This is a genomic window from Poseidonocella pacifica, from assembly GCF_900111875.1.
Taxonomy (GTDB): Bacteria; Pseudomonadota; Alphaproteobacteria; order Rhodobacterales; family Rhodobacteraceae; genus Poseidonocella; species Poseidonocella pacifica.
This window is the reverse complement of sequence record NZ_FOJU01000004.1, coordinates 177,171-202,849: the sequence shown is the minus strand read 5'-3', so window position 1 is coordinate 202,849 and position 25,679 is coordinate 177,171. Positions and strand designations below refer to the sequence as shown.

The 25,679-nt window shown below is 61.3% G+C and carries 24 protein-coding genes; 5 read left to right on the top strand and 19 right to left on the bottom strand.

Going from position 1 to position 25,679, the window contains the following annotated elements:
* Positions 1-10: 10 nt before the first annotated feature.
* Both BM234_RS12930 and BM234_RS12925 read right to left on the bottom strand, forming a co-directional pair.
* Positions 11-217: a cold-shock protein gene (locus BM234_RS12930; RefSeq protein WP_092065639.1), complete on the bottom strand. Its 207-nt coding sequence runs from the start codon at positions 215-217 to the stop codon at positions 11-13.
* Positions 218-567: 350 nt separating this feature from the next.
* On the bottom strand, positions 568-2,298 hold the full coding sequence (locus BM234_RS12925; protein WP_092065636.1) for a thiamine pyrophosphate-requiring protein: 1,731 nt from the start codon (positions 2,296-2,298) through the stop codon (positions 568-570).
* A gap of 111 nt (positions 2,299-2,409) precedes the next feature.
* Here BM234_RS12925 and BM234_RS12920 point away from each other — a divergent pair, with 111 nt between their 5' ends.
* Together BM234_RS12920 and BM234_RS12915 are read left to right on the top strand one after the other, a co-directional pair.
* A complete protein-coding gene (locus tag BM234_RS12920) occupies positions 2,410-3,129 on the top strand; it encodes an IclR family transcriptional regulator (RefSeq protein WP_092065634.1) in 720 nt (239 codons plus the stop codon).
* A 45-nt stretch (positions 3,130-3,174) separates the two neighbouring features.
* Positions 3,175-3,717 (top strand): 2,4'-dihydroxyacetophenone dioxygenase family protein, encoded by a 543-nt coding sequence (locus BM234_RS12915; protein WP_092065632.1) that lies wholly within the window; start codon positions 3,175-3,177, stop codon positions 3,715-3,717.
* Between the two features lie 2 nt (positions 3,718-3,719).
* Here BM234_RS12915 and BM234_RS12910 read toward each other — a convergent pair whose 3' ends face one another.
* From BM234_RS12910 to BM234_RS12880, 7 genes are all read right to left on the bottom strand, one after another.
* A complete protein-coding gene (locus BM234_RS12910) occupies positions 3,720-4,487 on the bottom strand; it encodes an SDR family NAD(P)-dependent oxidoreductase (protein ID WP_092065630.1) in 768 nt (255 codons plus the stop codon).
* Positions 4,488-4,498: 11 nt separating this feature from the next.
* Positions 4,499-5,950, bottom strand: coding sequence for an aldehyde dehydrogenase (locus BM234_RS12905; RefSeq protein ID WP_092066045.1), 1,452 nt, complete (start codon positions 5,948-5,950; stop codon positions 4,499-4,501).
* 11 nt (positions 5,951-5,961) lie between these two features.
* Positions 5,962-6,672 (bottom strand): ABC transporter ATP-binding protein, encoded by a 711-nt coding sequence (locus BM234_RS12900; protein ID WP_092065628.1) that lies wholly within the window; start codon positions 6,670-6,672, stop codon positions 5,962-5,964.
* The gene (locus tag BM234_RS12895; RefSeq protein ID WP_092065626.1) at positions 6,665-7,393 is read right to left on the bottom strand and encodes an ABC transporter ATP-binding protein; all 729 of its coding nucleotides are present in this window, start codon (positions 7,391-7,393) and stop codon (positions 6,665-6,667) included. The genes BM234_RS12900 and BM234_RS12895 overlap by 8 nt, the downstream gene beginning before the upstream one ends.
* On the bottom strand, positions 7,390-8,304 hold the full coding sequence (locus BM234_RS12890) for a branched-chain amino acid ABC transporter permease (protein WP_092065624.1): 915 nt from the start codon (positions 8,302-8,304) through the stop codon (positions 7,390-7,392). Before BM234_RS12890 ends, BM234_RS12895 begins: the two co-directional genes overlap by 4 nt.
* Before the next feature lie 2 nt (positions 8,305-8,306).
* Positions 8,307-9,170: a branched-chain amino acid ABC transporter permease gene (locus BM234_RS12885; RefSeq protein WP_092065622.1), complete on the bottom strand. Its 864-nt coding sequence runs from the start codon at positions 9,168-9,170 to the stop codon at positions 8,307-8,309.
* 88 nt (positions 9,171-9,258) lie between these two features.
* Positions 9,259-10,497, bottom strand: a complete 1,239-nt coding sequence (locus tag BM234_RS12880; protein WP_092065620.1) for an amino acid ABC transporter substrate-binding protein — start codon at positions 10,495-10,497, stop codon at positions 9,259-9,261.
* A 185-nt stretch (positions 10,498-10,682) separates the two neighbouring features.
* Between BM234_RS12880 and BM234_RS12875 the strand changes: the two genes are divergently transcribed.
* The 3 genes from BM234_RS12875 (at position 10,683) to BM234_RS12865 (ending at position 14,570) form a co-directional block, all read left to right on the top strand.
* Complete coding sequence (locus tag BM234_RS12875) at positions 10,683-11,540, top strand: helix-turn-helix domain-containing protein (protein ID WP_092065618.1); 858 nt, start codon at positions 10,683-10,685, stop codon at positions 11,538-11,540.
* A gap of 143 nt (positions 11,541-11,683) precedes the next feature.
* On the top strand, positions 11,684-13,285 hold the full coding sequence (locus BM234_RS12870) for a sodium:solute symporter (RefSeq protein WP_092065616.1): 1,602 nt from the start codon (positions 11,684-11,686) through the stop codon (positions 13,283-13,285).
* Positions 13,286-13,352: 67 nt separating this feature from the next.
* A complete protein-coding gene (locus tag BM234_RS12865) occupies positions 13,353-14,570 on the top strand; it encodes an MFS transporter (RefSeq protein ID WP_092065614.1) in 1,218 nt (405 codons plus the stop codon).
* A gap of 145 nt (positions 14,571-14,715) precedes the next feature.
* Here BM234_RS12865 and gyrB read toward each other — a convergent pair whose 3' ends face one another.
* From gyrB to BM234_RS12815, 10 genes are all read right to left on the bottom strand, one after another.
* Positions 14,716-17,133, bottom strand: a complete 2,418-nt coding sequence (gyrB, locus tag BM234_RS12860) for a DNA topoisomerase (ATP-hydrolyzing) subunit B (RefSeq protein WP_092065612.1) — start codon at positions 17,131-17,133, stop codon at positions 14,716-14,718.
* A gap of 91 nt (positions 17,134-17,224) precedes the next feature.
* Positions 17,225-18,319 carry a molybdenum ABC transporter ATP-binding protein gene (gene modC / locus BM234_RS12855; protein ID WP_092065610.1) on the bottom strand — a complete coding sequence of 365 codons (1,095 nt, stop codon included), beginning with the start codon at positions 18,317-18,319 and terminating at the stop codon, positions 17,225-17,227.
* Entirely contained in the window at positions 18,319-19,011 is a 693-nt protein-coding gene (gene modB / locus BM234_RS12850) for a molybdate ABC transporter permease subunit (protein WP_092065608.1), read from the bottom strand. The genes modC and modB overlap by 1 nt, the downstream gene beginning before the upstream one ends.
* Entirely contained in the window at positions 19,008-19,742 is a 735-nt protein-coding gene (gene modA / locus BM234_RS12845; protein ID WP_092065606.1) for a molybdate ABC transporter substrate-binding protein, read from the bottom strand. Before modA ends, modB begins: the two co-directional genes overlap by 4 nt.
* A 61-nt stretch (positions 19,743-19,803) precedes the next feature.
* Positions 19,804-20,175, bottom strand: coding sequence for a winged helix-turn-helix domain-containing protein (locus BM234_RS12840; RefSeq protein ID WP_092065604.1), 372 nt, complete (start codon positions 20,173-20,175; stop codon positions 19,804-19,806).
* Positions 20,168-21,262 (bottom strand): DNA replication/repair protein RecF, encoded by a 1,095-nt coding sequence (recF, locus tag BM234_RS12835; protein WP_092065602.1) that lies wholly within the window; start codon positions 21,260-21,262, stop codon positions 20,168-20,170. Before recF ends, BM234_RS12840 begins: the two co-directional genes overlap by 8 nt.
* Before the next feature lie 64 nt (positions 21,263-21,326).
* The gene (dnaN, locus tag BM234_RS12830; RefSeq protein ID WP_092065600.1) at positions 21,327-22,445 is read right to left on the bottom strand and encodes a DNA polymerase III subunit beta; all 1,119 of its coding nucleotides are present in this window, start codon (positions 22,443-22,445) and stop codon (positions 21,327-21,329) included.
* A gap of 140 nt (positions 22,446-22,585) precedes the next feature.
* A complete protein-coding gene (gene dnaA, locus BM234_RS12825; RefSeq protein ID WP_092065598.1) occupies positions 22,586-23,971 on the bottom strand; it encodes a chromosomal replication initiator protein DnaA in 1,386 nt (461 codons plus the stop codon).
* Positions 23,972-24,473: 502 nt separating this feature from the next.
* Positions 24,474-24,737, bottom strand: coding sequence for a 30S ribosomal protein S20 (rpsT, locus tag BM234_RS12820; RefSeq protein WP_092065596.1), 264 nt, complete (start codon positions 24,735-24,737; stop codon positions 24,474-24,476).
* Between the two features lie 161 nt (positions 24,738-24,898).
* The gene (locus BM234_RS12815; protein WP_092065594.1) at positions 24,899-25,675 is read right to left on the bottom strand and encodes an enoyl-CoA hydratase; all 777 of its coding nucleotides are present in this window, start codon (positions 25,673-25,675) and stop codon (positions 24,899-24,901) included.
* Positions 25,676-25,679: the final 4 nt, after the last annotated feature.

Genomic DNA, 25,679 nt, shown 5'->3' with positions numbered 1-25,679 from the left:
TCAGAGTGGCTCAGATCAACTCGAGGTTAACTGCCGACTCGCGGCCGTCACGGCCTGCTTCGATGTCGTAAGTCACTTTCTGGTTGTCGGCGAGGCCGGTGAGGCCCGAACGCTCGACAGCGCTGATGTGAACGAAAACGTCTTTGCCGCCTGTTTCAGGTGCAATGAAGCCGAAGCCTTTGGTTGTGTTGAACCATTTCACGGTGCCGGTGGCCATATCCGTGGTCTCCTGTCTGTGGTGCTGCCCGCGTCGTTGCGGCAGCCTGGCGTCGTCGGTCTGGATCGAGGGACTGAGCGCCGGTAGACGGAGACAGTAGAGCGATAGAGAGTAACGTAGCGAGGCCCGTATGAGGCGAATCGCGATTAATAGCAAGAAAAATTGCAGATATCGGCGGCAGAACGCCGAACGGGGAAGACTCCCCGGGCGCGTCGAACTCCAGCCTGTTGGCATTTACACGCCCGAAAGTTACCGATGGAACGTTTCCGTAGGGTTAAGCGCAGCTCTCGTACCGGGGTATTCCGGAGTTTGCACCACTCCGGGCAGTTGAGTTGATCCCCCGGCGGCGCTCAACGCGGCGAGGTTCGGGCAATGGCGATGTTGAGCAACACCTGCCGACGCTCAGAAGTTGCTACGGAAATCGCTCGATCCAATGCGTCGGGAAGCGCGGCCCCGTCCGTGACGGTTTCGGTATAGGCACGACTGGCTGCTGCCGTTTGGGTGAAATCCGGGCTGGGCCGCAACGAGGTGAGTGGCACCTCATTGGCCGCCCGCGCCGCGCCATGCGGATATAGCCCTTCGACTGAATGACGCACCGCGCCCCATTCCTCGTTATTGAGCACCAGAATGATCACGGGCACCTCATGCGCCTCCGCCACTAGGTGGCAAGCGGTGGGATTGGCGAACATGTAGCTGCCATCGCCCATGGTCGCAAAGACGAGGCGATCAGGGTCGGCCATCTGGGCCCCGATGGCTGCAGGCAAACCCCAGCCCAACCCGCCGGAATGTGGCTCTTGAAAATAGCTGTCGGGTTGATCCAGATCGAGCGGGGGAAGCGGACAGCCCAATTCGTGGAAAACCGTTGACCTGCGTCCTTCCGCGGCCTGCGCCTTGATCGCGCGGCCCAGACAAAGGCTGACCCAATCCTTGCTCATGGGAGAGGCGCACCCGGCTTTTGCACTGGCCACGACCTTTTCACGCACGGCACTGGATGCAGTGGCGATCCGTTCGCGCCGCGCCGCGACCTGCGCGTCGTCTTTCGGTTCGCTTGCCATCTCACGCGAGAGCCCGTCAATTACGGTTTCAACCGGCCCTGACAGCGTGATCGCCGCTGGGAAATTGCGTACCGGAGTACGAGAGAACAACGGATCCGGCCCCGCCTGAATGACAGTCACGTCATCGCGGAGTGTCACCTTGTCCGGGAACCAAGGCGCGAGAGCGTTGAGCACCAGCACCACGTCCGCCTCCGCAAGCCACGGCCCGGGGTCCGCACCCACTTGCATGGGGTGAGACAGTGGTATCGCCAGTTGGTTCGACCAGTAGTGCGAGAGCGGCAGCGCATGCGCTTCGCACAAGTCTTGCAGCGCGGCGAAGCCTGACTCACTGCCCGCGCCGCGTTGCGCGATGATCAGCGGATTCTCAGCCGCAGCGAGCGCTTCCGCAGCTTGGCGCAGAGCGGTTGCATCAGGGGCCGTCGTCACCGGCGCCATGCGCGAGGGCGTATCCAGCCCGGTGCCCGGGCAAGGATCGCACAGTACTTCGCGCGGTAGGCTCAGATAGACGGGGCCCTTTGGCGTGGAATTGGAAATAGCCCAGGCGCGATCCAGCAGGTCGGCGATCTGGTCGGCAAAGCGCAACTCATAATTCCACTTCGTCGTCTCTCGGATGAGAGCATCCTGATCAAACATCTCCTGCCCCCAACCGATGGGCACCGTACGCGCCCCAAAGCGCGAATGCTCCGTCACCGGCGTCCGGCCCGACATCAGGATCATCGGCACCTGATCGCACCACGCATTGATCGCCGCGGTTGCCCCATTCGACAGCCCCACATTGGTGTGCAGCAAGACCGCCTGCGGCCGGCCCGTAACCTGCCAGTATCCGTGCGCCATAGACACGGCAGCATGTTCATGGGGCACTGTCACAGGGACCGGAAGGTCAATCCCCGCCCGGCGTGCCTCAACCAACCCTTCAACGATAGGCGGGAAATCCGTGCCGGAATTGGTGAAGATATAGTCGACCCCCAATGCCTTGAGCTTGCCAAAAATCGCGCCACCGGCGGTGATGGACTGGGTCTTGCTCATGGTCGTGTCCTTTCAAAGAGATCGCGCCTAAAATCACATAGAGAGATTTCAATTGCAAATAATGATAACACTTGGCAACTTGTGTCAATCTTGTTCGACAAGGGCCAACGCATGGCGACACCGATCAACCTGTCCGTGATGAAAGCGTTCGATGCGCTTGACTTGCTGAGCGAGGATCGCCCCGAACTCACGGCGGAGGTCGTGGCGCGTGAGTTGCGTATGTCTTATGCGACGGCCCACCGGTTTCTGGTTACGCTGGAAGCAGTGGGCGTGCTGATCACGGTGCGGCGTGGCGTCTTTGCCCCGGGGCCCCGGCTTGCACGGCTCGGGCGAATGGCCGACGATCTTGCGCCGCTGCCCAAGACGCTCCAATCCACATTGGACAGGCTGAGAGAGACGCTGGACGAATCCGTCATGGCGTGTCGGTTCACCCCGCGCGGCCCGCAGTGTGTCGCGGTCTCGCAGGCGCAGCGCCCCATTTCGGTGAACATCAGGATCGGCACGACACTGCCCATGCTGAACACCGCGCAGGGGCGGTTGTTTCTGGCTCACATGACGCCCCGCGACCGGGAAAACTGGTCCCTGGCGCAAGGCCTCGATGCAAGCGCAATCGCGGCGATCAACCCGACACTGCAAGAGGTGCTGGCGTGCGGCTATGCCCTGAACCGGGGCGACAACGAGCCGGATATCGCTGCGGTCTCTGTCCCCGTTCTGGTGGAGGGGCGTGCCGTGCTCACGCTCTCTGCCTTCGGCACGCTGGGCCGGATGGACAGCGCCTTTGTCGATCTCGCCAAAGAACAACTCACCAAAGCTGCGGCCACACTGACCTAGCCAAGAGCCGCGCACCGACATCAAATCCAAGGGAGGAGCCACCCAATGAAGGACGACCCAAAAGCAACAGGTAGCGAATTCTGGCGTGATCTGAAACCGATCACCAAAGTATTTCAGCCTGATGCCAAGCCCGAAGTCTATCTGTCGAACGTCACTGATGACGACATGCGTTATTACGTGCCATTCACGGAAACAGTGTTTTCCAGACCGCTCTGGATTTCGCCATCCAAGAACCAATGGTGCGATATCCTGATGGCCACCGGTCCCGGGCTGGTGAACCGCCACTATCACCCACATGAGGTCTTTGCCTTCACGATCTCTGGCAAGTGGGGCTATCTGGAGCATGATTGGATCGCCACGGCGGGGGACTTTGTCTATGAGACACCCGGCGAGGGCCACACGCTCGTGGCCTATGAACATGACGAGCCGATGAAAGCCTATTTCAAAGTCACCGGCCCGCTGATCTGGCTCGACGAAGATGGCGAGCCGGACGGCTATTTTGACGTCCACCAATATATCGCGATGTGCAAGGCGCACTACGACAAGGTCGGGCTTGGCGCCGACTATATCGAGAACCTGTTTCGCTGACCTCAGACGGACATGCCACCGTCGGCCATCAACAGATGGCCGGTGGTGAATGCGGACTGGGCAGAGGCGAGGAACAGGACCGAAGCCGCGATCTCTTCCGCGGTTCCGTGCCGTCCCATCGGGATCATCTCGTTAAAGAACTCGGTGCCATCACGGCCGATTTCCGCGCCCAGTCCATCTTCGACCCGCTTTTGAAACCCGTTGTCGATGGGGCCCGGCGCGACCGCGTTGACCCGGATGCCCCGCGGGGCGAGATCCTTGGCCATCACCCGCATCAACCCGGTGAGCGCGTGCTTGGCGGTGATGTAGGCATACACGCCGGGATCGCCCCGCGTGGCCGCAACGCTGGAGGTCAACACGATGCTGCCGCCCTTCTTCATATGAGGCACCGCGTGTTTCGCCATGAGGAACGCGCCGCGCACATGCACGGCTAGAACGCTGTCGAATATCTCTGTCGGATACTCGTCGATCGGTGCCACGGTGCCGAAGTTGCCCGCATTCGAAAACAGCACGTCAATACCGTCAAAACGGCCCACCGTGCGCGCCACGGCGCGGCGCACCTGTGCCTCGTCCGAGACATCCGCCGCGAGGCGCAAGACATCGCCCGCCTCTACGCCGAACGCCTCCTCCGCCGCTTCATCAAGCGCGGCCAGATCAAGGTCGATCAGGGCCAGTTTCGCGCCCTGCTCCCGCAAAAGGCGCGCTGCCGCGAGACCGAGTGAACCTGCGCCGCCCGTGACGACGCAGACTTTGCCTTCGAGATCAAACATCGGTGTCGCCCTCAGATCGGATAATGCGGTTGTCCGTCCTGGATCGTGATCCAGCGGAGCGTGGTGAATTCCTCAATCGCGGCCACACCGCCAAAGCGGCCATAGCCGGAATCCTTGACCCCGCCGAAGGGCATCTGCGCCTCGTCGTGCACCGTCGGACCGTTGATATGGCAGATACCGCTTTCGATCCGCTTGGCGACGTTCATCGCCCTTACGGTATCGCGCCCGAAAATGCTGGCCGAGAGGCCGTATTCGGTGTCATTGGCAACACGAACGGCTTCGTCGATGCTGCCCACGCGCACAACGGAGGCGGTCGGCCCGAAACTTTCCTCGGTATAGATCCGCATCGAAGGCGTGACATTGTCGACCAAGGTCGCTTCCATCAGGACGCCATCGGCATGTCCCCCCGCGACGATCGTCGCGCCCTTGTCCTCGGCGTCCCGAACCAGCCCCATGATCCGATCGACCGCGCCCTTGTCCACCACGCAACCAAGTGAGGTGTTGCCCTCGCGCGGGTCCCCGACCGTCAGGCTGCGCACCTTCGCGCCCAGCTTCTCGACGAATTCATCGGCGATGGCCTCATGCACCACAAGCCGCTCGGTGGACATACAGATCTGGCCTTGGTTCATGTAGGCGCCGAAGGCCGCAGCGGCGACAGCCGCATCCAGATCGGCATCGTCCAGCACGATCATCGGGGCCTTGCCGCCCAGCTCCAGAAGAGCGGGCTTGAGGTTTTCCGCCGCCAGCTTGGCGATGATACGCCCCACGCGGGTAGAGCCGGTGAAGTTCACCCGGCGCACCGCGGAATGGGAAATAAGGGCCTCCACGATCTCACTTGCATCGTCGGGCGCATTGGACAGGACGTTCAGCACGCCTTTGGGCAGTCCCCCTTCCTGCATAGCCTCGACGATCAACGCATGAGTGCGCGGCGAAAGCTCTGAGGATTTCATCACCACGGTGTTGCCACAGGCCAGCGGCATGGCAATCGAGCGAACCCCAAGGATCACCGGCGCGTTCCAGGGCGCCATGGAGAGCACCACACCAGCTGGCTGGCGGATTGCCATCGCCATGGAACCGGGGCGGTTCGAAGGGATAACCTCGCCCTTGATCATGGTGGTCATGGAGGCCGCCTCGCGCAGCATTCCTGCCGCAAGCATCACGTTGAACCCAGCCCAAGCGGCTGTCGCGCCCAATTCTTCGGCCATGGCCTTGGCGATGTCGTCCTTGCGGGCTTCAAGGCTGTCGGCAGCGGCCAGCAGCAGGCGTCGACGCTCACCCGGGCCGGTTGCGGACCATTCGGGGAATGCGCGTGCTGCAGCATCCGCCGCACGGCTCGCATCGCCTACGGAGGCCGCAGCGGCCTCTGTTGCCACGCCACCGGTCAGTGGATTTTTGCGTGTGAAGGTGCGCCCGCCCTCGGCTTTTACCTTCTCGCCTTCGATCAAAAGGTCCAAAACACTCATGTTGTTCTCCATTAGATATCACCACCCAAGAAGGCGTGCCTGACAGCCGCGTCGTTCATCAATTCTTCCGATGTGCCGGAGCCGGTGATGCGTCCCGCCTCCAGAAGATAGCCCCGATCCGCATGGCGCAGGCTGATCTTCACGTTCTGCTCTACGATCAGCAGGCCCACGCCCGTTTCCCGAACCCGCGCCAGTGCCTTGAAAAGATCACCCACAACGATGGGGGCGAGACCGAGGCTCGGCTCATCCAGCAAAAGGAAATCCGGTTTTGACATCATCGCCCGGCCAACCGCGACCATCTGTTGCTCCCCGCCAGACATCGTGTGCACGAACTGCCGCCGCCGTTCCGCCAGACGCGGAAAGATGTCGAAGACCTGCGCGATGGTCTCATCCTCCGAGGCGCGCGCGCGGCTCGGGGTTGCGCCAAGCCGCAGGTTCTCCTCGACTGTCATGCGCCCGACCACACCGCGCCCTTCGGGAACAAGCGCGATGCCCCTGTTCGTCACCTGATGCGCGGGAACGCCGGTTAGCAGATCCCCATCCAATGTCACGGAGCCGTCGGCCACCGGTATCATTCCAGCAATCGCCTTGAGCATCGACGACTTCCCGGCACCATTGGCGCCGAGCACCACCACGACTTCGCCCTTGGTCAGCCCAAAGCCGACCGCATCGACCGCCAGGTGTTTTCCATAGCGGACTGTCATGTTCTTCAGTTCAAGCATGGTCGTCCCCAAGGTAGGCTTTGATCACGGCGGGGTCCCTCAGGACCTCAGCAGAGGCGCCCTCGGCGATCTTCTCGCCTGCGCTCATCACGATGCAACGCGAACACAGGGCGCGCACGGCTTCCATGATGTGCTCGACCAGCAGGACGGTCATGCCCTGCCCCTGAAGATGCTGGACGAGGTCAATGCCTATGCGCAACTCCGACGGATTGAGCCCTGCGAGCCATTCGTCCAACAGCAGCAGATCCGGCTCAGAGGCCAGCGCGCGCGCCATCTCGAGGCGTTTCTGGTCGATATAGGTCAGGTTGCCGACCTTTTCCTCACCGCGCCCGGCCAGCCCGACGAACTCCAGCTTCTGGTCCACCAGTTCGCGCGCTTCCCGGCCCCAATGCCGCTTCTTGCCAAAGGCAAGCGCCAGCAGAACGTTTTCCGCCACATTGAGCGTGGGCAGCGGGCGAACGAGTTGAAACGTTCTCGCCACCCCATGCTTGGCGACCTTATGCGGTTTCATCCGGGTGATGTCCGTCCCGCCCACCTGCACGGTTCCACCGTCGCAGGGCAAGGCACCCGAAATCATATTCATCACCGTGGTCTTGCCCGATCCGTTCGGCCCCAGAAGGCCGACGACTTCGCCGGGACTGAGCGTGAAGGACACGCCATTGACCGCGACCAGCCCGCCGAAGCGCTTTTGCAGATTGGTTATTTGGAGTTGCGCGCTCAAGCCCGGCCCCCTTTCCGAAGATCGTCAATCTTGGCCAACACGCCATTCGGCATGACAAACACGATGAGTATGAACAGCAGCCCGAGGATGATCGAGAAGTGATCCGGGAAGCTGACGGACAGCCATTCGAACAGAAGGAACAGCGGCACGGCCCCCACGAGAGGCCCCCAGAGACGCATCGCCCCGCCCAACAAGGCCATGATGAGCGTCATGAAGCTGACCGTCGGATTGAACACGATCGAGGGTTCGATATAGGTCCAGCGCGGGGCCTGAATGGCGCCAACGAGCGTGATGATCGTGGACGAGATGACAAAGAGCAGCAGCTTGATCCGGGTGACGTCCACGCCGGCGTGCGAAGCCACCGTTTCGTCGTCACCGAGCGCCTTGAGGGCCAGCCCGATGCGCGAGCGCCCCATGGCCCAGGCGATCAGGAACGTCAGCGCCGCCAATGCCAGAAGCTGCCAGTAAATGTGCCGCCCTTCGAACGGCAGGAACACGTAGCGCCCCATGGTATAGGTCACGTTGACCTCCCACCAGCTCACCGTCTGGCGCACCAGTTCGGCAAGACCAAAGGTGAAGATCACGAAATAGACCCCGGCGAGCCGCAGTGTGGACAGCCCGACAACAAGCGCCATGACCATGCCGATACCAGCCGCACAGAGCAGAACGAGCGGATAGGGCATCACCTCATTCAGAACGGCGACCGTATAGGCCCCGACCCCGAAAAAGGCGACCGTCGCGAGGGAAACATAGCGTGTAGGGCCCGAAAACAGCGCCCATGCGGTGGCCAGCGTGACGTACCCGGTCATGCCAAGCAGGACGCCAGTCCAGTACTCGGGGATGAACATCGGGGCGAGGGCCAGCACGACAAGCGCGGCGCCAGCCAGCGCGAATGCATAAGAGGTCTTCATCGTCAGGCCTTTCCGAAGATGCCGTTGGGCCGCACCAGAAGGAGCAGAAGAAACACGGTATAGACCGCCGCCAGCGTCAGGCCGGGGTCCACGTAAGCGGCGACAAAGGTTTCCACGAGCCCGAGCAGCAATCCCGCAACGATGGCGCCGGGCACGCTGCCCTTCCCGCCAAGGATCACGACGATCAGGGCCTTCATGGTAAAGACGACGCCCGCGGTCGCGGTGAAGGTCTGGAACATCGAGATGACCACACCGCCGGTTGCGGCAATGGCCCCACCGATGGCGAATGCGGTGCGCGCTGCCCGGTCGGTATCAATCCCAAAGAGCGGCGCGCTTTTCGGCGCCAGTGCCACGGCCCGGAGGATCATGCCCCACCGGGTGCGGAACAGGATGATCACCAAGGCTGCCCCGATCATGAGGCTAAGCACGAGGGCCAGCAGCCGATTGCCCGCAACCACGGTTCCCAGAACGTTGATAGGGGTATTGAAGAAGCTGTAGCTCGTATATCCGCCGCCAAAGAGGTAGAGCAAAATCCCTTGGATCACGAACAGCAGTCCGAAGGTCACAAGGATGCTGTCGACCTCCAGCGCGCCCTCATCGGGCGCACGCGCCACCAGCGGCTTCATGATGACCCGATAGACCACGTTGCTGAGCGCGTACCCTGAGGGCACGAGGATCAGAAGCGCGAGGATCGGGCTGATCGAGAGCGAGGTAAACAGGACGTAGGTGGCGAAACAGGCCGCGATGATCGTGTCCCCGAAGCTGAGGTTCATGATCCGCGCTATGCCGTACTGGATGGTCAGCCCCATGGCGACAAGCGCGTAGGTTCCACCAAGCACGAGCCCGTTGACGACGTGTTCAAGCATAAGATGTCCGGTCTTGTTCAGTGGGGTGGAGGCGGCGGCCGTAACCGCCGCACTCCGGCCCGAATGGTGTCAGGTCAATGTCCCGGGATTACTCCCAATCGGGTTTGGGCAGTTTGACCGCCGCCAGTCCGTTGCCGCCCTCGGGAGAGACCGCCACGAACTGGCCGTCCTGCCACTGGCCGACCCAGTTGATGGCGCGGAGCTGATTGTCCTCCAGCCGGGTTTCCTCGCCCAGTACGGTCGAGAAGGTGCCGGTGGAAAGCTCCTCGGCGATGGCCTGCTTGTCGAGGCCGACGCGTTCAATCGTCTGCTCAAGCATTTGCAGCGATGCATAGATCAGCACGGACCCCCAGTAGTCGGGTGCGCGGCCGATGACTTCCTCATGCTTGGCGCGGTAGGTGGAGTTCAGCTCGTTGTTCGGGTCGATCCCGCCAAGGCTCATGACGCCCTCGACCGAGCCGCCCGCGATGTTCGGATAGACAGGGAAACCGGCACCGACACCAAGGTAGAAGACGGGTGGGCTAAAGCTGGCGACCTTGGCTTGCTTGGTGAGTGCGAAAGTGTGCGGCGGATAAGAGAAGGCGACGAAGGTATCGGCTTCGGAATTGGCCGCCTCGCTCAGGATCGTCGCGAAATCCGATGTCTCCGGTGGGAAGGTCTTGTCATAGCTGATGTCGAAACCAGCTTCCTCAAAACTCGGGCGCGCTGCCTTCACCAGGTCGATGCCGAACCCGTCGGCGACGGAAACCATGGCGATCTTGTCGTTGATGCGCCCGGCTTCACGCTCTGCCACCAGAATTTCGGTGAAGGCGTCCACATAGTCGACACTGCCACCCATGAACCAATAGCTGGTGTCCCAACGCTTGACGAATTCGGGCGCTTTGTCGGTCACGGCGGCCCCGGCAAGATGCGGATACCCGAATTTGGCCATCAAAGGCGCCACGGCCAGATTGAACCCCGTGCCCCAGGGCGGAAGGATGAAATCAACCTCATCCTGCGTCGCGAGACGTTCGACCGCGCGAACCACTTCCTCGGCGGAGGAGCGGTCATCATAGGCAATTACTTCGATGGGCAACTGGCTGCCGTCGGGCAATTTGAGCCCGCCCGCCGCGTTGACCTCTTCGATCCACAACTCATAGTTGGGCGTCACGGTCATGTCGGCGCCGCCCGCGTTGGGGCCGGATTTGGAAATGGCGTATCCGATTGTAACCTTGTCGCGCTCCTGCGCTGATGCGCCGATGGTGCCGGTCGCAACCAACAGCGCCGCAGCGGCACAGGTTGTCAAACGGCGGGCCGAACGAATGGCCTCCGAAAACGAAGTCTTCATGGTAGTCCTCCCAAGATGTCACGGGCTTCCGCGGCTTTATCGTCGTGTAATCCCGATGCCTCACTTCTCCCAAAGCGGGGTGTGGTGCAGGTTACGCGCAGGGTGGCGCCGGGATAATAGACATTTTGAGGGAATTATTGTACTTCTGACGGCTTAATCCGCAGGCCAACAGAGGAGCATGGGCTTTGGACCGCCAAACCATCCAAGCGGAGCGTATCAAAAGCGCGCTGACCAAAACGGAGTTCGCCACATCCGGCGGGCGCGCGACCTTCATGCTGCTCGTGTCGGGGCGGGGAGCCTTCATTTCCGATGAGGTAGAGCGCGACTTTGCCGGCCCGTGCCTGATCTGGGCGCCGACGGGCTGGTCGACGCGCATTTCCCTGACCGCGGGAACGCGGGGGCTTCTCATCCGCATGCCGGAGCGGTCTTTGGGCCGCGCGCTTCCGACCGATGTCATCTCGGCGCACGTCCGACAAATCGTGAGCCGTCGTATCTTTCTATCGGATCTGTCTGACGGGGTGATGCAATCCTTTGTGGGCCTGTTCGACAAGATCGAATCCGAATTGCATGAGATGGCGCCGGGGCGTGACACGGTCCTGCACCATTGCGTGTCCCTGCTGCTCATCGAAATCTGGCGCGCCGCCGCGCCGCCACTGCAGGCCACAGAGCCGCAGCCGCATCGTATCTCGGACAGCTTTCTCAACCTCGTCGAGCTTCATCTGCAAAATCACTGGACCGTTGGCGAATATGCGCGCCGCATCGGCGTTTCACGTGACCGTTTAAACGAAGCGGTGCGGCGGGCCATCGGCATCCCACCGCATCAGCATATCCAGCGCCGCCTGATGGAAGAGGCGAAGGCGCTTCTTGTCACGACCAACCTGCAGGTCGCGGAAGTCGGCTACAAACTCGGCTTCAGTGATGCCGCCTATTTCACACGCTTTTTCCGGCGGCATGAAAACCTTGCACCCGGGCAGTTCCGGCGGACCTTCACCCCGCTTTGGCGGTCGCGTTCTGAAGAAATATCGTTCGCCGACTGGCCCTGAGCCCCCGAATCCTCCAGCGCCGCCCTGCGGGTCCGCTTTGCGGCGGTCCATTTTGTCTGCGCCGAAATGAAACCACCTGATGTTTTTCGGAGTTGGGTCGCCGAACCGCTCCGGCATACGACACTGGCATCCGAGGATATCGCATGGGTGAAGCAAAGTTCGACCTGCACCTGATCGACTACGGAATCGTGGTGGTCTACTTTCTCGGGATCCTTGCACACGGGCTTTATGTTTCCCGCAAGAGCGGGTCTGGGGCGGATGCCTATTTCCTCGCTGGCCGGACCCTCCCTTGGTATCTCATTGGCTTCTCGCTTTTCGCGTCGAACATGTCGGGGTCAAGTTTCGTGGGCCTCATGGGCGGGGCCTACGACAATGGCGTCGTGATCTATAACTATGAATGGACGGCGGCCTTTGTCCTGATCCTCTTCGCCATATTTATCTTGCCGTCCTATTTGCGCGCCAAGGTATCGACCGTTCCAGAGTTTCTCGAAGCGCGCTATGACGTGCGGGCCCGGCGGGCCTTTTCGCTCTTCACCATCTTTGCCATCCTCTTCATCGACAGCGCCGGGGCGCTCTATGCCGGTGGCCTCGTGATTTCCAACGTCACGGAATACCTCAACCTATGGACCGCCGTGGCGGTGCTCGCACTCGTCGCGGGGATCTATACCATCCTTGGCGGCCTCTCGGCGGTGGTTGTGACGGATACGGTGCAAGCGGTTCTGCTGATCATCGCGGCGGCGGCTCTTTTCTGGCTCGGCCTCGACGAGATCGGCGGATGGGAGGCGATGTTTGCCGATGTCGGGGACGAGAAGAAACACCTGATCCTGCCCGCTGACCATGACTTCCTGCCGTGGACGGGGATCTGGGGCGTCATCCTGCTTGGGTTCTACTACTTCGCGATCAATCAATTCGTCGTGCAGCGGACGCTGGGCGCAAAGGATCTGAAGCAGGGACAGATCGGGGCCGTCTTTGCCGGCTTCCTCAAACTGCCCAACCTGTTCCTGTTGATCCTCCCAGGCCTCATCGCACTCAAGCTCTATCCCGATCTCGAAACGCCCGACCTTGCTTTCCCCACGCTGGCTTTTGAATTGATGCCGATCGGCATACGTGGCCTGATTATGGCTGCGCTCATCGCGGCGATCATGTCGTCGCTGGACTCTGCCATGAATTCGGCCGCCACACTCGTTGTGAAGGACTTCGTGCTGCCCTTCCGAGACATTTCGGAATCGCGGCAGGTCTGGATCGGTCGTCTGGTTACCGGGCTGGTGATGATCTTCGGCGCGCTCTATGCCCCGATGATCGCCGGGTTCGAAAGCCTCTTCGGCTACTTCCAATCATCGCTGTCCTACGTCGTGCCGACGATCGTCGTGGTCTACATCCTCGGCCTTTTCATTCCATGGCTGAACGGGAACGGGGCATTCTGGACGATCATCTTTGGCCTCGTAGTGGGTGTGCCTCTGTTCATCACGAAGGAGGTCACGAACATCTGGTTGGATGCTGGCCTGCCGGACATTCACTATACGATCATGTCCTCGATCATGATGTTTTGTGGGATCGGATTGCACATGGGTATCTCCGCCGCGACCCGCAGGGCGGAGAAAGAGAATATCGGCGATCTCGTATGGTCGATGGATGAGGCAAAGGACGCCTTCCTGACCATCGAGCGCCCGTTGTGGAAATCACGCATCCTGTGGTCCGGGCTTTTGTCGATCTGCCTGATCAGCGTGATCGTCTGGTTCTGGTGAAGGGCTGACCACCGCCAGCACGCGGGAAGGGTTTGAAACCGCACTGGCCACACAAATAGGAGAAAGCATGCGCGCTTCCGTCCTGACCCTTTCAACCTTGCTCTTGGGCTTTGCCCTCATGCAGATGGGCAATGGCCTCCAAGGTACACTCCTTGCGGTTCGCGCCGGGATCGAGGGGTTCGGGGCTTTGCCCACGGGCTTGATCATGTCCGGCTTCTTCGCGGGTATGAGCGCGGGATCCCTCATCGCTCCGCGCCTCATAGACCGCGTGGGCCATATTCGCACCTTTGCCGCCTTGGCCTCACTCGCCTCTGCTGCCGCGCTCATGCACCTCGCGTTCGTCAATCCATGGGTTTGGATCGCTGTGCGGTGCCTCACGGGCTTTGCCTTCGCGGGATTGATTATCGTCACTGAAAGTTGGTTGAACGCATCTGTTTCCTCGGATCAGCGTGGCCGATTGCTGTCTATCTACGGGATGGCTGGCATGGCTGCCGGCGCATTGGGGCAATTCCTGCTCAACCTCGGGGATCCGGCGACCTTCACTCTTTTTGTGCTCGTCTCGATCGTTATGTCTCTGGCTCTGGTGCCGATCTCTCTGGCGCGCGTCGAGGGGCCCCGCTCAGAAGAGACGCAGGAACCGTCCTCGCTCCGCCGTCTCTGGACCTTGTCGCCATATGGCGCTGTTGCCGCGGCCCTTGTCGGTGCCTCAATCGGCAGCTTCTACGGCCTCGCTCCCTTGTTCGCGCAGGAACTGGACTATTCGCAAGCCCGCATCGCCGCCCTGATTGCGTTTTTCACGATTGGCGGCCTGCTCCTTCAATTCCCGCTCGGCTGGGTATCTGATCGGGTCAGTCGCAGGGGCCTCGGGATCGGCTTGGCGACGGGCGGCACCCTCTTGATGCTGGCCTTCATCCCGTTCCCGGCACCGCCGCCAATCATCCTGCTTGCCGCTGGCTTCGCCGTCGGCGGGTTGGTATTGCCCGCGCAGGCAATCGCCGTCGCGCATGTACATGATCGCGCGCCCCGTTCGGCGCTTCTGGCAGTTTCCGGCGGGTTGGTCCTGATGCAAGGGATCGGCGCGTCGCTCGGGCCTCTCTTTGTCGGCGCGTTGATGGATTGGATCGGGCCGCGCGGGCTTCCGCTTGGCCTCGCATCGCTCCAAGGCGCAATCGCCCTGTGGGGTTTGCTCAGGGTCACCATACGCGACGACCCCGAAACACGCGAACGCCACGCTGCTCCGCCATTGACCCCTCACCCTGTCGAAGGCGACCTGAGCGGAGATTGAGCTACCAGATCAGGGAACTCGGGTCCGATGCACCTGACGGGTAGTTAGCGCAAGAGGACGGCAATGGCCGCAGGTTGCCTCTTCGCAGCCTGCGGCCATTCTGATTGCGGTTGGCAAAGCCTTCCTTCCCGAAAGGCATCAAAACTCAGAAGTCGAGGTTCTCGACACTGAGGGCATTGGTCTGAATGAACTCTCTCCGGGGTTCGACAACATCCCCCATGAGCTTGGTGAAAAGATCGTCCGCCTCTGCCACGTCGTCGATCTGTACGCGCAGGAGCGTCCGAGCATCGGGATCGAGGGTGGTTTCCCAAAGTTGGCCGGGGTTCATTTCACCGAGACCTTTATAGCGCTGGAGCGCGAGACCCTTTTCACCCTCTTCGAGAATTGCTGCGAGAAGATCCAGTGGCCCATAGATAAGCTGGCTGCGCTCCTTGCGGTGCAGTGTCGCCGGGCTGCCATAGATCTCCTGCAATGCTTTGGTAAAGCTGCCGGTCTTGCGCGCTTCGCCGGAGCGAAGCATGGGCCCGTCCAGGGTGCGCACCTCTTCGACGCCGCGCAGGATACGCGCAAGGCGGATACCGTGATCCTGCGTGATCCGGCCGGACCAGCCACGCTCATACTCAAACGCGATGAGGTCGAGCCGTTTGGCAACCTTGTCGGCTACGCCTTGCAAGTCGGAATCGACCGCGCCCGGGACGAAGCCCCCGGCAATCGCGGCTTGCTCCAAAATGTGGCGGGGGTAGTGCGTCGGGAAGGCGTCGAGCACACGGCGAAGTTGGCGGGCCTCTTCAACGACCCGGGCAAGATCCTGCCCCGTGATCTCTTCGCCCGATCCAAGACGGAGGACTGCCCCTTCGATCCCCTGTTGGATCAGGTAGTCGTCAAGCGCAGGCTGATCCTTGAGATACACCTCGGACTTGCCGCGCGACACTTTGTAAAGTGGCGGCTGCGCGATATAGAGAAATCCGCCTTCGATCAATTGCGGCATCTGCCGGTAGAAGAAAGTCAGCAGCAAGGTGCGGATATGCGCGCCGTCGACGTCGGCGTCGGTCATGATGACAATCTTGTGGTAGCGCAGCTTGGCGATGTTGAATTCGTCGCGGCCAATCCCGGTACCGAGAGCCATGACGAGGTTGCCGATCTCCTGGCTTGAGAGCATCCGGTCAAAGCGGGCCCGCTCCACGTTGAGGATCTTGCCGCGGAGAGGAAGAACGGCCTGCGTCCCGCGATCACGGCCCGTCTGGGCAGAGCCGCCGGCGCTGTCACCCTCGACGAGGAACAACTCCGTCTTGGACGGGTCCTTCTCGGAGCAATCTTTCAACTTGCCGGCAAGGAAGTTCACGTCGAGCGCGGTCTTGCGGCGGGTAAGCTCCCGCGCCTTGCGCGCCGCTTCCCGAGCCAGCGCCGCTTCGACGATCTTGCCGACGATCACTTTCGCCTCGTTCGGGTTTTCCTCGAACCACTCCGAGAGCTTTTCGCTCATCAGGTTCTCTACCGCGGGACGCACCTCGGAAGAAACGAGCTTGTCTTTCGTCTGGGAGGAGAACTTCGGATCGGGCACTTTGACAGACAAAACACAGGTCAGGCCTTCACGTGCATCGTCGCCGGTGAAGTTTACCTTCTCCTTCTTGGCAATCCCGCTCTCGGTCGCGTATTTCTGGATCGTCCGGGTCAGAGCGGCGCGAAAACCCGCCATGTGTGTACCGCCATCGCGCTGCGGGATGTTGTTGGTAAACGGAAGGACCGTCTCATGGTAGCTGTCGTTCCACCACATCGCAACCTCAACGCCGATATCGTCACGCTCTCCAGTGATGTAGATCGGGTCGGTCATCATCGGGGATTTGTGGCGGTCGATATACTTCACAAACTCCCGCACACCGCCGTCGTAGTATAGCTCGGATTGCAGCGCTTCGGCCGGGCGTTCGTCTTGGAGGATGATCCGCACGCCAGAGTTAAGGAAAGCAAGCTCCCGCAAGCGCTTTTCCAACGTGTCAAAGTTGTAGTCGAGGTCGGAGAATGTCCCGGTAGAAGCAAGGAAGCGCACCTCGGTGCCGCTCTCGCCCACCGCGTCGTCCACTTCTCTGAGGTGCTCGACCGTCTCGCCATGCTCGAACCGGGCGACATATTCCTTGTCGTTCCGCCAAACACGCAATTCCAGCCAGACCGACAGTGCGTTGACTACCGAAACGCCAACACCGTGCAGACCGCCGGAGACTTTGTAGGAGTTACTGTCGAACTTACCGCCAGCATGAAGTTGGGTCATGATGACCTCGGCGGCAGAGACGCCTTCTTCCTCATGGATATCGACAGGAATCCCGCGACCGTTGTCCCGGACAGAAACGCTGTTGTCAGCGTGAATCTTCACGTGAACGTAGTCGGCATGACCAGCGAGCGCCTCGTCGATCCCGTTGTCCACCACCTCATAAACCATATGATGCAGACCGGAGCCATCGTCGGTATCACCGATATACATGCCCGGACGCTTACGGACAGCCTCCAAGCCCTTGAGAACCTTAATAGATTCTGCGCCGTATTCAGTGTTCTGCGTGGTCGGTTCGGCCATGAAGCTCTTCCTGAGGGAATTTTGCGGATTATTACGAAATTCTGGGGGGATTGTCACGTCGATGACACAAGATTTAGCGCGCCACGCCGCGTCAGGCCGGACCATCGCCGCCGATATCGGCCGGGGCGACCGAAACCGATTTGACGATTGCGTGGCACCGCGTACCGGGGGTGAGGGATAGCGCCTCTGCGGACCGGCGCGTGATGCGCGCCAGAAGCCGATCCGATCCCGCCCCAAGCTGCACCATGACGCCCGGACCGGCACCCTGTCTGACGGCGAGGACCTCAACCGGGAGTATGTTGAGCGCTGAGAGCCCCTCGGGTCGGCCTGAGGCCAGGATGACATCCTGCGCGGCGATGCGAACCCGCAATTCGGTGCCCAAGGGCACATCGACACGAGGCAGGAAGAGCGGCCCCGACGCGATCGCAAGCTCGGTGATCCCATCGTCATGCTGCGCGATGACGCGCCCCGCAACCAATGCGCCCGCGTGCCGAACACCAAATGCCGGTGCAAGCGCGGGCTCCGCGAGCATTTCCTCGGCTGGGCCCGAGCGGATAACCGAACCCTTCTCAAGCAGGACCACGGTGGTGGCGAGGCGTGCAACTTCGGCCACAGAGTGACTCACATACAGGATCGGGAGATCCGTCTCATCCCGCAGCCGTTCGATCCACGGCAGGATTTCGGCCTTGCGGGCATCATCCAGTGCCGCCAGCGGCTCATCCATCAGCAACAGACGGGGCCGTGAAAGCAGCGCCCGCCCAACGGCAACCCGCTGCTTCTCACCTCCGGAAAGTGCGCCGGGCCGCCGCTCCAGCAAAGAGCCTAGGCCCAGCAGCGCCACGACACGGTCGAACTCTGCTGCGTCGGACTTACGCGATGGAAACAACCGGCTGTATCCAAGGTTCTGGCGCACGGTGAGATGCGGGAAAAGGCGCCCCTCTTGGAAGACATAGCCAATCTGGCGACGATGAGGCGGTTGCCACGTCCCGGCGCTTGTGTCGAACAGGGTCGCGCCGCCGACCGTCGCACGCCCCGCATCCGGGCGGATCAACCCCGCCACCGCGTTGACAAGGGTGGTCTTGCCGCTCCCCGACCGACCGAACAGCGCGGTGAGACCGGCGGGCGCGGTGAAGGCAGCATCTAGATTGAAGCCCGAAAACCTGTGACGGACAGCGATATCAAGCATCAGGCCTGCCCGATCCGGCGGGCGATGCGGCGGGCAAGAACCTCCGAGAGGGCCAACGCGCCCATGGCGACGGCGATGGAGATGAGGACGAGCCGCATCGCGGCCCCCTCGCCGCCCGGCACCTGCAAGAAGGCATAGACCGCGGAAGGCAGGGTTTGAGTCTGTCCGGGGATATTGGACACGAAGGTGATCGTCGCCCCGAACTCCCCCATTGCCTTGGCAAAGGTGAGGATCGCCCCCGTGACGATCCCCGGCAATACAAGCGGGAGCGTTATGGTCAGAAAGATCCAGACGCGAGAGGCCCCCAGCGTCGCGGCAGCCTGTTCAAGCTTAGGGTCGACCGCTTCGATCGAGAGCCGCATGGCCCGGACCATCAGGGGAAACGCCATGACGGCCGCGGCAAGCACCGCCCCGGTCCAACGGAACGCGACCCCCGCGCCCATTGCCTCCAACACGCGGCCGAACGGCCCCTGCGTACCGAAGGCCAAAAGTAAGAGATAGCCGGTCACCACCGGAGGCAGGACAAGCGGCAGGTGTACAAGTCCGTTCAGGATTTGCCGCCCCGGAAAGCGCCAGCGAGCCAGCGCATGCGCGGTCAGCAATCCAAGCGGAAGGCTGATCAAGGTCGCCCATGCCGCGACGCGCAGCGACAACCGCACAGCCTCCCATTCCTGCGGACCGAGCCAGCTCACCCTGCCTCCGGGAGCAGAAAGCCATAATCCGTGAAGGTCTCTCGCGCTTCCGCGCCATCCAGGAACTCTAGAAACTCGACCGCCGCCGGTCCATGCCCCGCGATGAGCGCGGCAGGATAGATGATCTCCGGGTGGCTGTCTTGAGGGAAGTCATAAAGCACGGCGATCCCGGGCTCTGCCTGCGCATCCGTTGCATAAACGATCCCGTGGTGCACCTCACCCCGAGCAACGAGCGCGAGTGCAGTCCTGACGTTGTCTGATTGAACCACGCGCGGCGCGACGCCCTCCCATAGACCCAGCGACAGGAGCGCCGCCTTTCCGTAGACCCCGGCGGGCACTGAATCGACAAGAGCCATCGCAATCCTGCCGGCGGAGAGGAGCGTCTCGGGGGTATCTGCCAGCGTTCCTTTTGCCCCCACGATGACGAGCCTGTTGCGCAAAAGATCCCTACGGCTTTGCGGCACTATACGCCCCTCGCTCTCCAGAAGATCCATCCAGTCGGGATTTGCCGAAATGAAAACGTCCGCAGGGGCACCAAACGCTATCTGGCGCGCGAGTACGGAGGAACCGGCATAATTCAGCGCCAAGGTGTGGTCTGTTGCCGCCTCAAAATCCCGCGCGGCGTCGTCGAGAGCGGTCTTGAGGCTGGCCGCAGCAAAAACGGTGATGCGGTCTGCCCAGGCCCCGGAAGCAACGCAGAGCGCAAGAAGGATAAAACAGGGTCGGAGCATGGCATCCTTGGGAAAATCGCGGCCTGCAAACTATCGGCGGGTGATCCCCTGCCAGCAAGCGTTATTTTCCATCGGCTATATCGGCTTTGCACAAGCTTTCCAACGCAGCGAGGTCTTCCGCAGTGGCGTCTCGGGCGCGCTCTTCAACCTGCCGATACCTTGCGAGGACTTGCACACCCGTTTCGGTCAATCGGGCACCGCCGCCTTTTGCGCCGCCTCTGCTACCTTCGACGAGGGGGCGCGTGAAAGTTCCGTTCATCGTTTCGACCAACATCCATGCGCGCTTGTAGCTCATCCCCATGGTCCGACCCGCCGCCGCGATGGATCCGGTATCGCGGATCCGCTCGAGAAGGTCCGCCTTGCCGGGGCCAAGCATCGCCTCCGGCCCAAAGACGATCCGCAAACGCAAGCTCGGCGTGCTTCGATCACTCATGGCGCCGCACCGTTGAAATCCCAGCTTCGTCCGTCACGTCAAAGAATTGCGCACGGCCTTCCAGACCCGAGAAAAGCTCCGACCCGGTGCCCGTCATCCAAGCCTGCGTGCCCAACGCGACAATCTCGTCATAAAGCGCACGCCGCCGCCCTTCGTCGAGGTGAGCCGCAACTTCATCGAGCAAAACGATAGGCGGCGCATCGAAATTACGTGCCAGCGCCCGTGCATTGGCAAGGATGATCGAGATCAGCAGGGCCTTTTGCTCCCCCGTGGAGCAGTCCTTTGCCTCCATATCCTTGGCAGTATACCGCGCCCGGAGATCCGCGCGGTGCGGGCCTAGAAGGGTTCGCCCCGCGGCCATGTCGCGACCGCGTGTATCCGCCAGCGCGACGCGATACTGGGCTTCGGTATCGGGCATGCCAAGATCGCCCGCATCAAGCCCGAGATCCGCAGCCGGAAATGCCGTTGCGGCATGATCTTGCGCCGCCGCAATGCGATAAATCGTATCCACGCGCGCTGTTTGTATATCCATCGCCGACCGCGCCATCTGCGCTTCGAGCGCGTCATACCAGTGCGGATCCCTCACCTGATCCCGCAGGAGGCGGTTCCTTTCCCGCATGGCCTTTTCAAAGGTCAGGGAAGAATCGGCATGTTCGGGAAAAAACGATAGGGCCAGCCGATCGAGAAAGCGACGACGGCCCTCGGGCGCTTCGATCCACAAGCGATCCATGGAAGGAACCAGCCAAACCATCCGGAGAAGTTCTGCCAAGGCAATCTGGGGCGTGATCTTGCCATCAACGCGCACCTCGCGCGAACTGCCGGCCTCTGCGGTGATCTCAACCTCGTGGGTCTGCAACGCTCCCGTCAGTTTCCAGCCAAGCGCTTCTGGACGGCGGGCCATCTCGGCCGCGGCGACGCGCCTCAATCCCCGCCCCGGAGAGAAAAGCGATACGGCTTCGAGGATGTTTGTCTTTCCCGCCCCATTGGGTCCGTGGAGGACCACGGGGCGGGGATCCAGTTCGATACGCAGGTGTTTGTGCGACCTGAAATGCGAAAGGGTCAGACTTTGAAAGGAGCGGGCTACCATATCGCTGGCCTCACCCAGTTCAGTGGATCACGGCCGCGTGCTTCCACGACGGCCGCGCCAACCGTCAAACCCGCATCGGCATCACGACATAGACCGCGCTGGTATCCGTCCCCTCGCGCATCAAGGTCGGATCGCCTGCGGAATTGAACAGGAAAACCGCGTTCTCCCGGTCCACCTGACTGGCGATTTCGAGCAGGTACTTGGCGTTGAAGCCGATTTCCAGACGCTCGTCGCCATAAGCCACCACCAGTTCCTCTTCGGCTGCGCCACTGTCAGGTGCATTCACAGAAAGAACCAGGCGATCCTCCTCCAGCGACAGCTTCACAGCGCGAGAGCGTTCCGAGGACACGGTTGCGACGCGGTCGACTGCCTTGGCAAACTCGTTGGCATCGACTTCAAGCTTGCGCGTGTTTCCGGTAGGGATCACCCGCGTATAGTCGGGGAAAGTCCCGTCGATGACCTTGGAAGTGAGAATGATGTCAGGGGTCGCAAAACGGATTTTGGTTTCACTCACCGAGACCGCGATTTCCATCTCATCGTCGTCGAGCAGCTTGCGAAGCTCACCCACGGTCTTGCGGGGGACGATGACGCCGGGCATGCCTTCGGCCCCGGTCGGCAAACCAGCGTCGATCCGGGCCAGACGGTGGCCGTCCGTCGCCACACAGCGGAGCACCTGCGCGCCATCCGCATCAGCGACGTGGAGATAGACCCCGTTGAGGTAATACCGCGTCTCTTCGGTCGAGATCGCAAACTTGGATTTGTCGAACAAACGCCGCAATACCGGCGCGGGAATGGTGTAGTTGCTGCTGTACTCGCTGCTCGCCATGACCGGGAAATCCTCCTTCGGGAGGGTGGCCAGAGAGAAGTGAGACCGCCCGGCTTCGACAGTCAGGCGCCCGCTGGTCATATCATCCGACAGTGTCACCAGCGCCCCATCGGGCAGCTTGCGCACGATTTCATGCAAGGTCACTGCACTCACCGTAGTGGCGCCTGCGCGTTCCACCTTGGCGGGGGCCTTGTCGACCACCTCGATATCGAGGTCCGTGGCACGGAACTGTGCCTGATCGCCTTCGGCTTCGATGAGCACGTTTGCGAGGATCGGGATGGTGTTGCGGCGCTCTACAACGGACTGAGCCTGGCTCACCGCTTTCAGGAGTGCCCCGCGTTCAATGCTGAGTTTCATCCCCTCGCTCCTTTTGGTCCCGGGACGCGAAAGTTACCGTCTCAAGCCCGGTTCACAAGCGCTTTTTGGTTTGTCCGCCGGAAAAAAGAGGCCGTCAAGGCCCCCTTCCCCCAAACACAGAAGATCGTGGCGAAAGGCCCTCAGGCCTCAAGCGCGCGGCGCAGCAGTTCGAGATCCTCATCGATCTGGCTGTCTTGCGTGCGAAGCTCCTCGATCCGCTTCACTCCGTGCATCACTGTCGTATGGTCGCGGCCGCCGAAACGCTTCCCGATATCGGGCAAGGATCGGCTCGTCATGCTCTTGGAGAGATACATGGCGATCTGCCGGGGCCGCGCAAATGCCCGAAGCCGCTTGGGGCCGAGCATGTCCGACAGACGGATGTTGTAGTGATCGCTGACCTTGCGCTGGATTTCCTCAACGGTGATCTTGCGATCCGAAGCGCGCAAGACGTCCGAGAGACAGTCCTGCGTGAGTTCCATGTTGATCTCGCGCCCGACCAGCGAGGCAAAGGCGAACAGCCGTGTCAGCGCGCCCTCAAGGACACGCACGTTGGTGCTGATGCGGTGGGCAAGAAACTCCAGCACGCCGTGGTTGATCTCCAACCCGGGATATTGGACGCGGTATTGTTCCACCTTGGTCTGCAGGATTCCGAGGCGCAATTCGTAGTCCGTGGGATGCAGGTCAACGACAAGACCGCATTGCAGGCGCGAACGAATACGCTCTTCGAGGTCCTTGATCTCCCCGGGCGCACGGTCTGCGGAGATGATGATCTGCTTGTTCTGATCCACAAGCGCATTGAACGTGTGGAAGAACTCTTCTTGCGTGCTGTCCTTGCCGGCAATGAACTGCACGTCGTCGACCATGAGCACATCGACGCTTCGGAAGAGTTGTTTGAAGTCCATCATCTTGCGATCGCGCAGCGCCTGCACGAAGCGGTACATGAACTGCTCTGCCGAGAGGTAGACGACATTGAGATCGGGGCGGCTTTTCTGAAGCTCCCAAGCGATGGCGTGCATGAGGTGCGTCTTGCCGAGACCGACGCCCCCATAAAGAAAGAGCGGGTTGAACGACACCTGCCCGCCTTCGGCCACGCGGCGCGCCGCGGCATGAGCCAGTTCGTTGGGCTTGCCGACGACAAAGCGATCAAAGGTAAAACGCTCATCAAGCGGTGCGCCGGGAATCTCATCACTGCCAGTGGGAATGGGGGCCGAACGCGCGGCCTTGGGCTGGGCGGCCTCGGGCTGTGAGCCGCCGGATGCGGGACGAGGGCGGTCGGCGCTATTGGCAGGCACTGAAAAATTGACCCGAACCACACGACCGCCGGAAATGGCCTTCATGTGGTACATGATCAGATCGGAGAAATTCCGCGAGACGTAGTTCCCGAGGAAAGTCGTCGGCACGTGGAACGTTGCGACACCATCATCCAGTTGATGGAATTCGAGCGGCTCGATCCAGCTCGCATAGCTGCTTTCGCCCACAGACTTCCGGAGTTCCTGCCGAATCTGTCCCCATTGTTCCTGCGTCATTTTTCCTCAATCCGATCCCATCACGGCGTTTCGTTCTTGCCCGTTGTTCAACCGCCCTGCCGAAAGCGGTCGTCGATTCACGACGTCATGGGATGACGACGCCACCCCCCGCCAAAGAACCTTCGGCGGCGCGCAGCACCTCATAGAGCACTTCGACACATGACCTTGGACGCCCCCCGTGAGAGACCTTCCTCGCATGCGCTATCATTACTCGGACAGGGCCCGGAATGCCCCGGACGGCGCAGATAGACACCCCGGCAAGCCGGTTGTCATTCTGCTTCCTGTCGGTCCAGATACCCGCTGGTCCGACCGGAATTCGCTGTCCCCCCAGACTATGTGAATCGCACATAAAGGGTTACCAATTTCCGCTGAAAACGATCAACCGTTCTTCGCGCTTGACTCATCATAACCGCGAAAAGAATCCCGCGACGTCACGGCAACTGTCCCATAAAAAAAGCGCCGCTATAAGCGGCGCTCAACTTCAGGATGTGGCAAGAATGCTTTACCCGAGGGACTTTACGCGAGAGGCAAGGCGGGAAATTTTCCGCGACGCCGTGTTCTTGTGAAAGACGCCCTTGGTGACGCCGCGCATCAGCTCCGGCTGTGCCGCGCGAAGCGCTGCCTGTGCCGCGTCCTGATCGCCAGACGCGATGGCCTCTTCGACTTTGCGGAGATAGGTGCGGATCCGTGAACGGCGCGCCTTGTTGATTGCGAAGCGGCGCTCATTCTGGCGGGCGCGTTTCTTGGACTGCGGTGTATTTGCCATGGGTCAGACCCTCTTTCGTCGGTATGGTTCACTATTTCGGGCGCGATGCCACAACGACGACCCGACTGAACTGGGTCCGAATCCTGCCTTAGCGGGCATCACGCGCATGTATGGCGACGGCCTATACCGAAAGGATGTACAAAAGCAAAGGAAATTCTTGACTAGCGATCCCGGAACTGCGGTTCGCGCTTGGCCAAGAAGGCCGCCATCCCCTCTGACTGGTCCTCGGTGGCAAAGAGCGATTGGAACAGGCGGCGCTCGTGGCGCATCCCTTCGGCCAAGGTCGTCTCAAAGCTGCGATTGATGGATTCCTTCGCCGCCAGCAGCGAGGGGATCGATTTTTCGGAAATCTTCTCTGCGATGCTGCGCACTTCTTCGCGCAACTTGCGTGCCGGAACCACGCGCGAAACGAGGCCCGAGCGTTCTGCTTCTTCAGCGTCCATGAAACGCCCCGTCAGGCACAGATCCATCGCCTTGGATTTGCCCACTGTCCGAGTAAGGCGCTGCGTACCACCAAGGCCCGGTATGATCCCGAGGTTGATTTCTGGCTGGCCAAATTTCGCGGTATCGGCGGCGATGACGATATCACACATCATTGCAAGCTCGCAGCCGCCGCCCAGCGTATAACCAGACACCGCGGCGATGATGGGTTTGCGGATGTTCCGGAACCTTTCAGCCTCGCCACCAAAGATGTCCGACAGGAACGCATCGACAAAGCTCTGCTCCGCCATCTCCTTGACATCCGCGCCCGCGGCGAACGCCTTTTCGGATCCGGTCAGCACAACACAGCGCACCTTGTCGCTGGCGTCGGCCTCTTCGAGCGCGGTGCACAATTCCCCCAGAAGCTGGAGGTTCAGCGCATTCATGGCGTCGGGCCGGTTCAGCGTGATCGTTGCGATATGTTCCTCGACCTCGACGGTAATCGTCTCGTATGCCATCGGT

Coding starts and splice junctions, on each gene's coding strand:
- BM234_RS12930 (WP_092065639.1), bottom strand. CDS start 217: ATGGCCACCGGCACCGTGAAATGGTTCAACACAACCAAAGGCTTCGGC.
- BM234_RS12925 (WP_092065636.1), bottom strand. CDS start 2,298: ATGAGCAAGACCCAGTCCATCACCGCCGGTGGCGCGATTTTTGGCAAG.
- BM234_RS12920 (WP_092065634.1), top strand. CDS start 2,410: ATGGCGACACCGATCAACCTGTCCGTGATGAAAGCGTTCGATGCGCTT.
- BM234_RS12915 (WP_092065632.1), top strand. CDS start 3,175: ATGAAGGACGACCCAAAAGCAACAGGTAGCGAATTCTGGCGTGATCTG.
- BM234_RS12910 (WP_092065630.1), bottom strand. CDS start 4,487: ATGTTTGATCTCGAAGGCAAAGTCTGCGTCGTCACGGGCGGCGCAGGT.
- BM234_RS12905 (WP_092066045.1), bottom strand. CDS start 5,950: ATGAGTGTTTTGGACCTTTTGATCGAAGGCGAGAAGGTAAAAGCCGAG.
- BM234_RS12900 (WP_092065628.1), bottom strand. CDS start 6,672: ATGCTTGAACTGAAGAACATGACAGTCCGCTATGGAAAACACCTGGCG.
- BM234_RS12890 (WP_092065624.1), bottom strand. CDS start 8,304: ATGAAGACCTCTTATGCATTCGCGCTGGCTGGCGCCGCGCTTGTCGTG.
- BM234_RS12885 (WP_092065622.1), bottom strand. CDS start 9,170: ATGCTTGAACACGTCGTCAACGGGCTCGTGCTTGGTGGAACCTACGCG.
- BM234_RS12880 (WP_092065620.1), bottom strand. CDS start 10,497: ATGAAGACTTCGTTTTCGGAGGCCATTCGTTCGGCCCGCCGTTTGACA.
- BM234_RS12870 (WP_092065616.1), top strand. CDS start 11,684: ATGGGTGAAGCAAAGTTCGACCTGCACCTGATCGACTACGGAATCGTG.
- BM234_RS12865 (WP_092065614.1), top strand. CDS start 13,353: ATGCGCGCTTCCGTCCTGACCCTTTCAACCTTGCTCTTGGGCTTTGCC.
- gyrB (WP_092065612.1), bottom strand. CDS start 17,133: ATGGCCGAACCGACCACGCAGAACACTGAATACGGCGCAGAATCTATT.
- modC (WP_092065610.1), bottom strand. CDS start 18,319: ATGCTTGATATCGCTGTCCGTCACAGGTTTTCGGGCTTCAATCTAGAT.
- modA (WP_092065606.1), bottom strand. CDS start 19,742: ATGCTCCGACCCTGTTTTATCCTTCTTGCGCTCTGCGTTGCTTCCGGG.
- BM234_RS12840 (WP_092065604.1), bottom strand. CDS start 20,175: ATGAGTGATCGAAGCACGCCGAGCTTGCGTTTGCGGATCGTCTTTGGG.
- recF (WP_092065602.1), bottom strand. CDS start 21,262: ATGGTAGCCCGCTCCTTTCAAAGTCTGACCCTTTCGCATTTCAGGTCG.
- dnaN (WP_092065600.1), bottom strand. CDS start 22,445: ATGAAACTCAGCATTGAACGCGGGGCACTCCTGAAAGCGGTGAGCCAG.
- dnaA (WP_092065598.1), bottom strand. CDS start 23,971: ATGACGCAGGAACAATGGGGACAGATTCGGCAGGAACTCCGGAAGTCT.
- rpsT (WP_092065596.1), bottom strand. CDS start 24,737: ATGGCAAATACACCGCAGTCCAAGAAACGCGCCCGCCAGAATGAGCGC.
- BM234_RS12815 (WP_092065594.1), bottom strand. CDS start 25,675: ATGGCATACGAGACGATTACCGTCGAGGTCGAGGAACATATCGCAACG.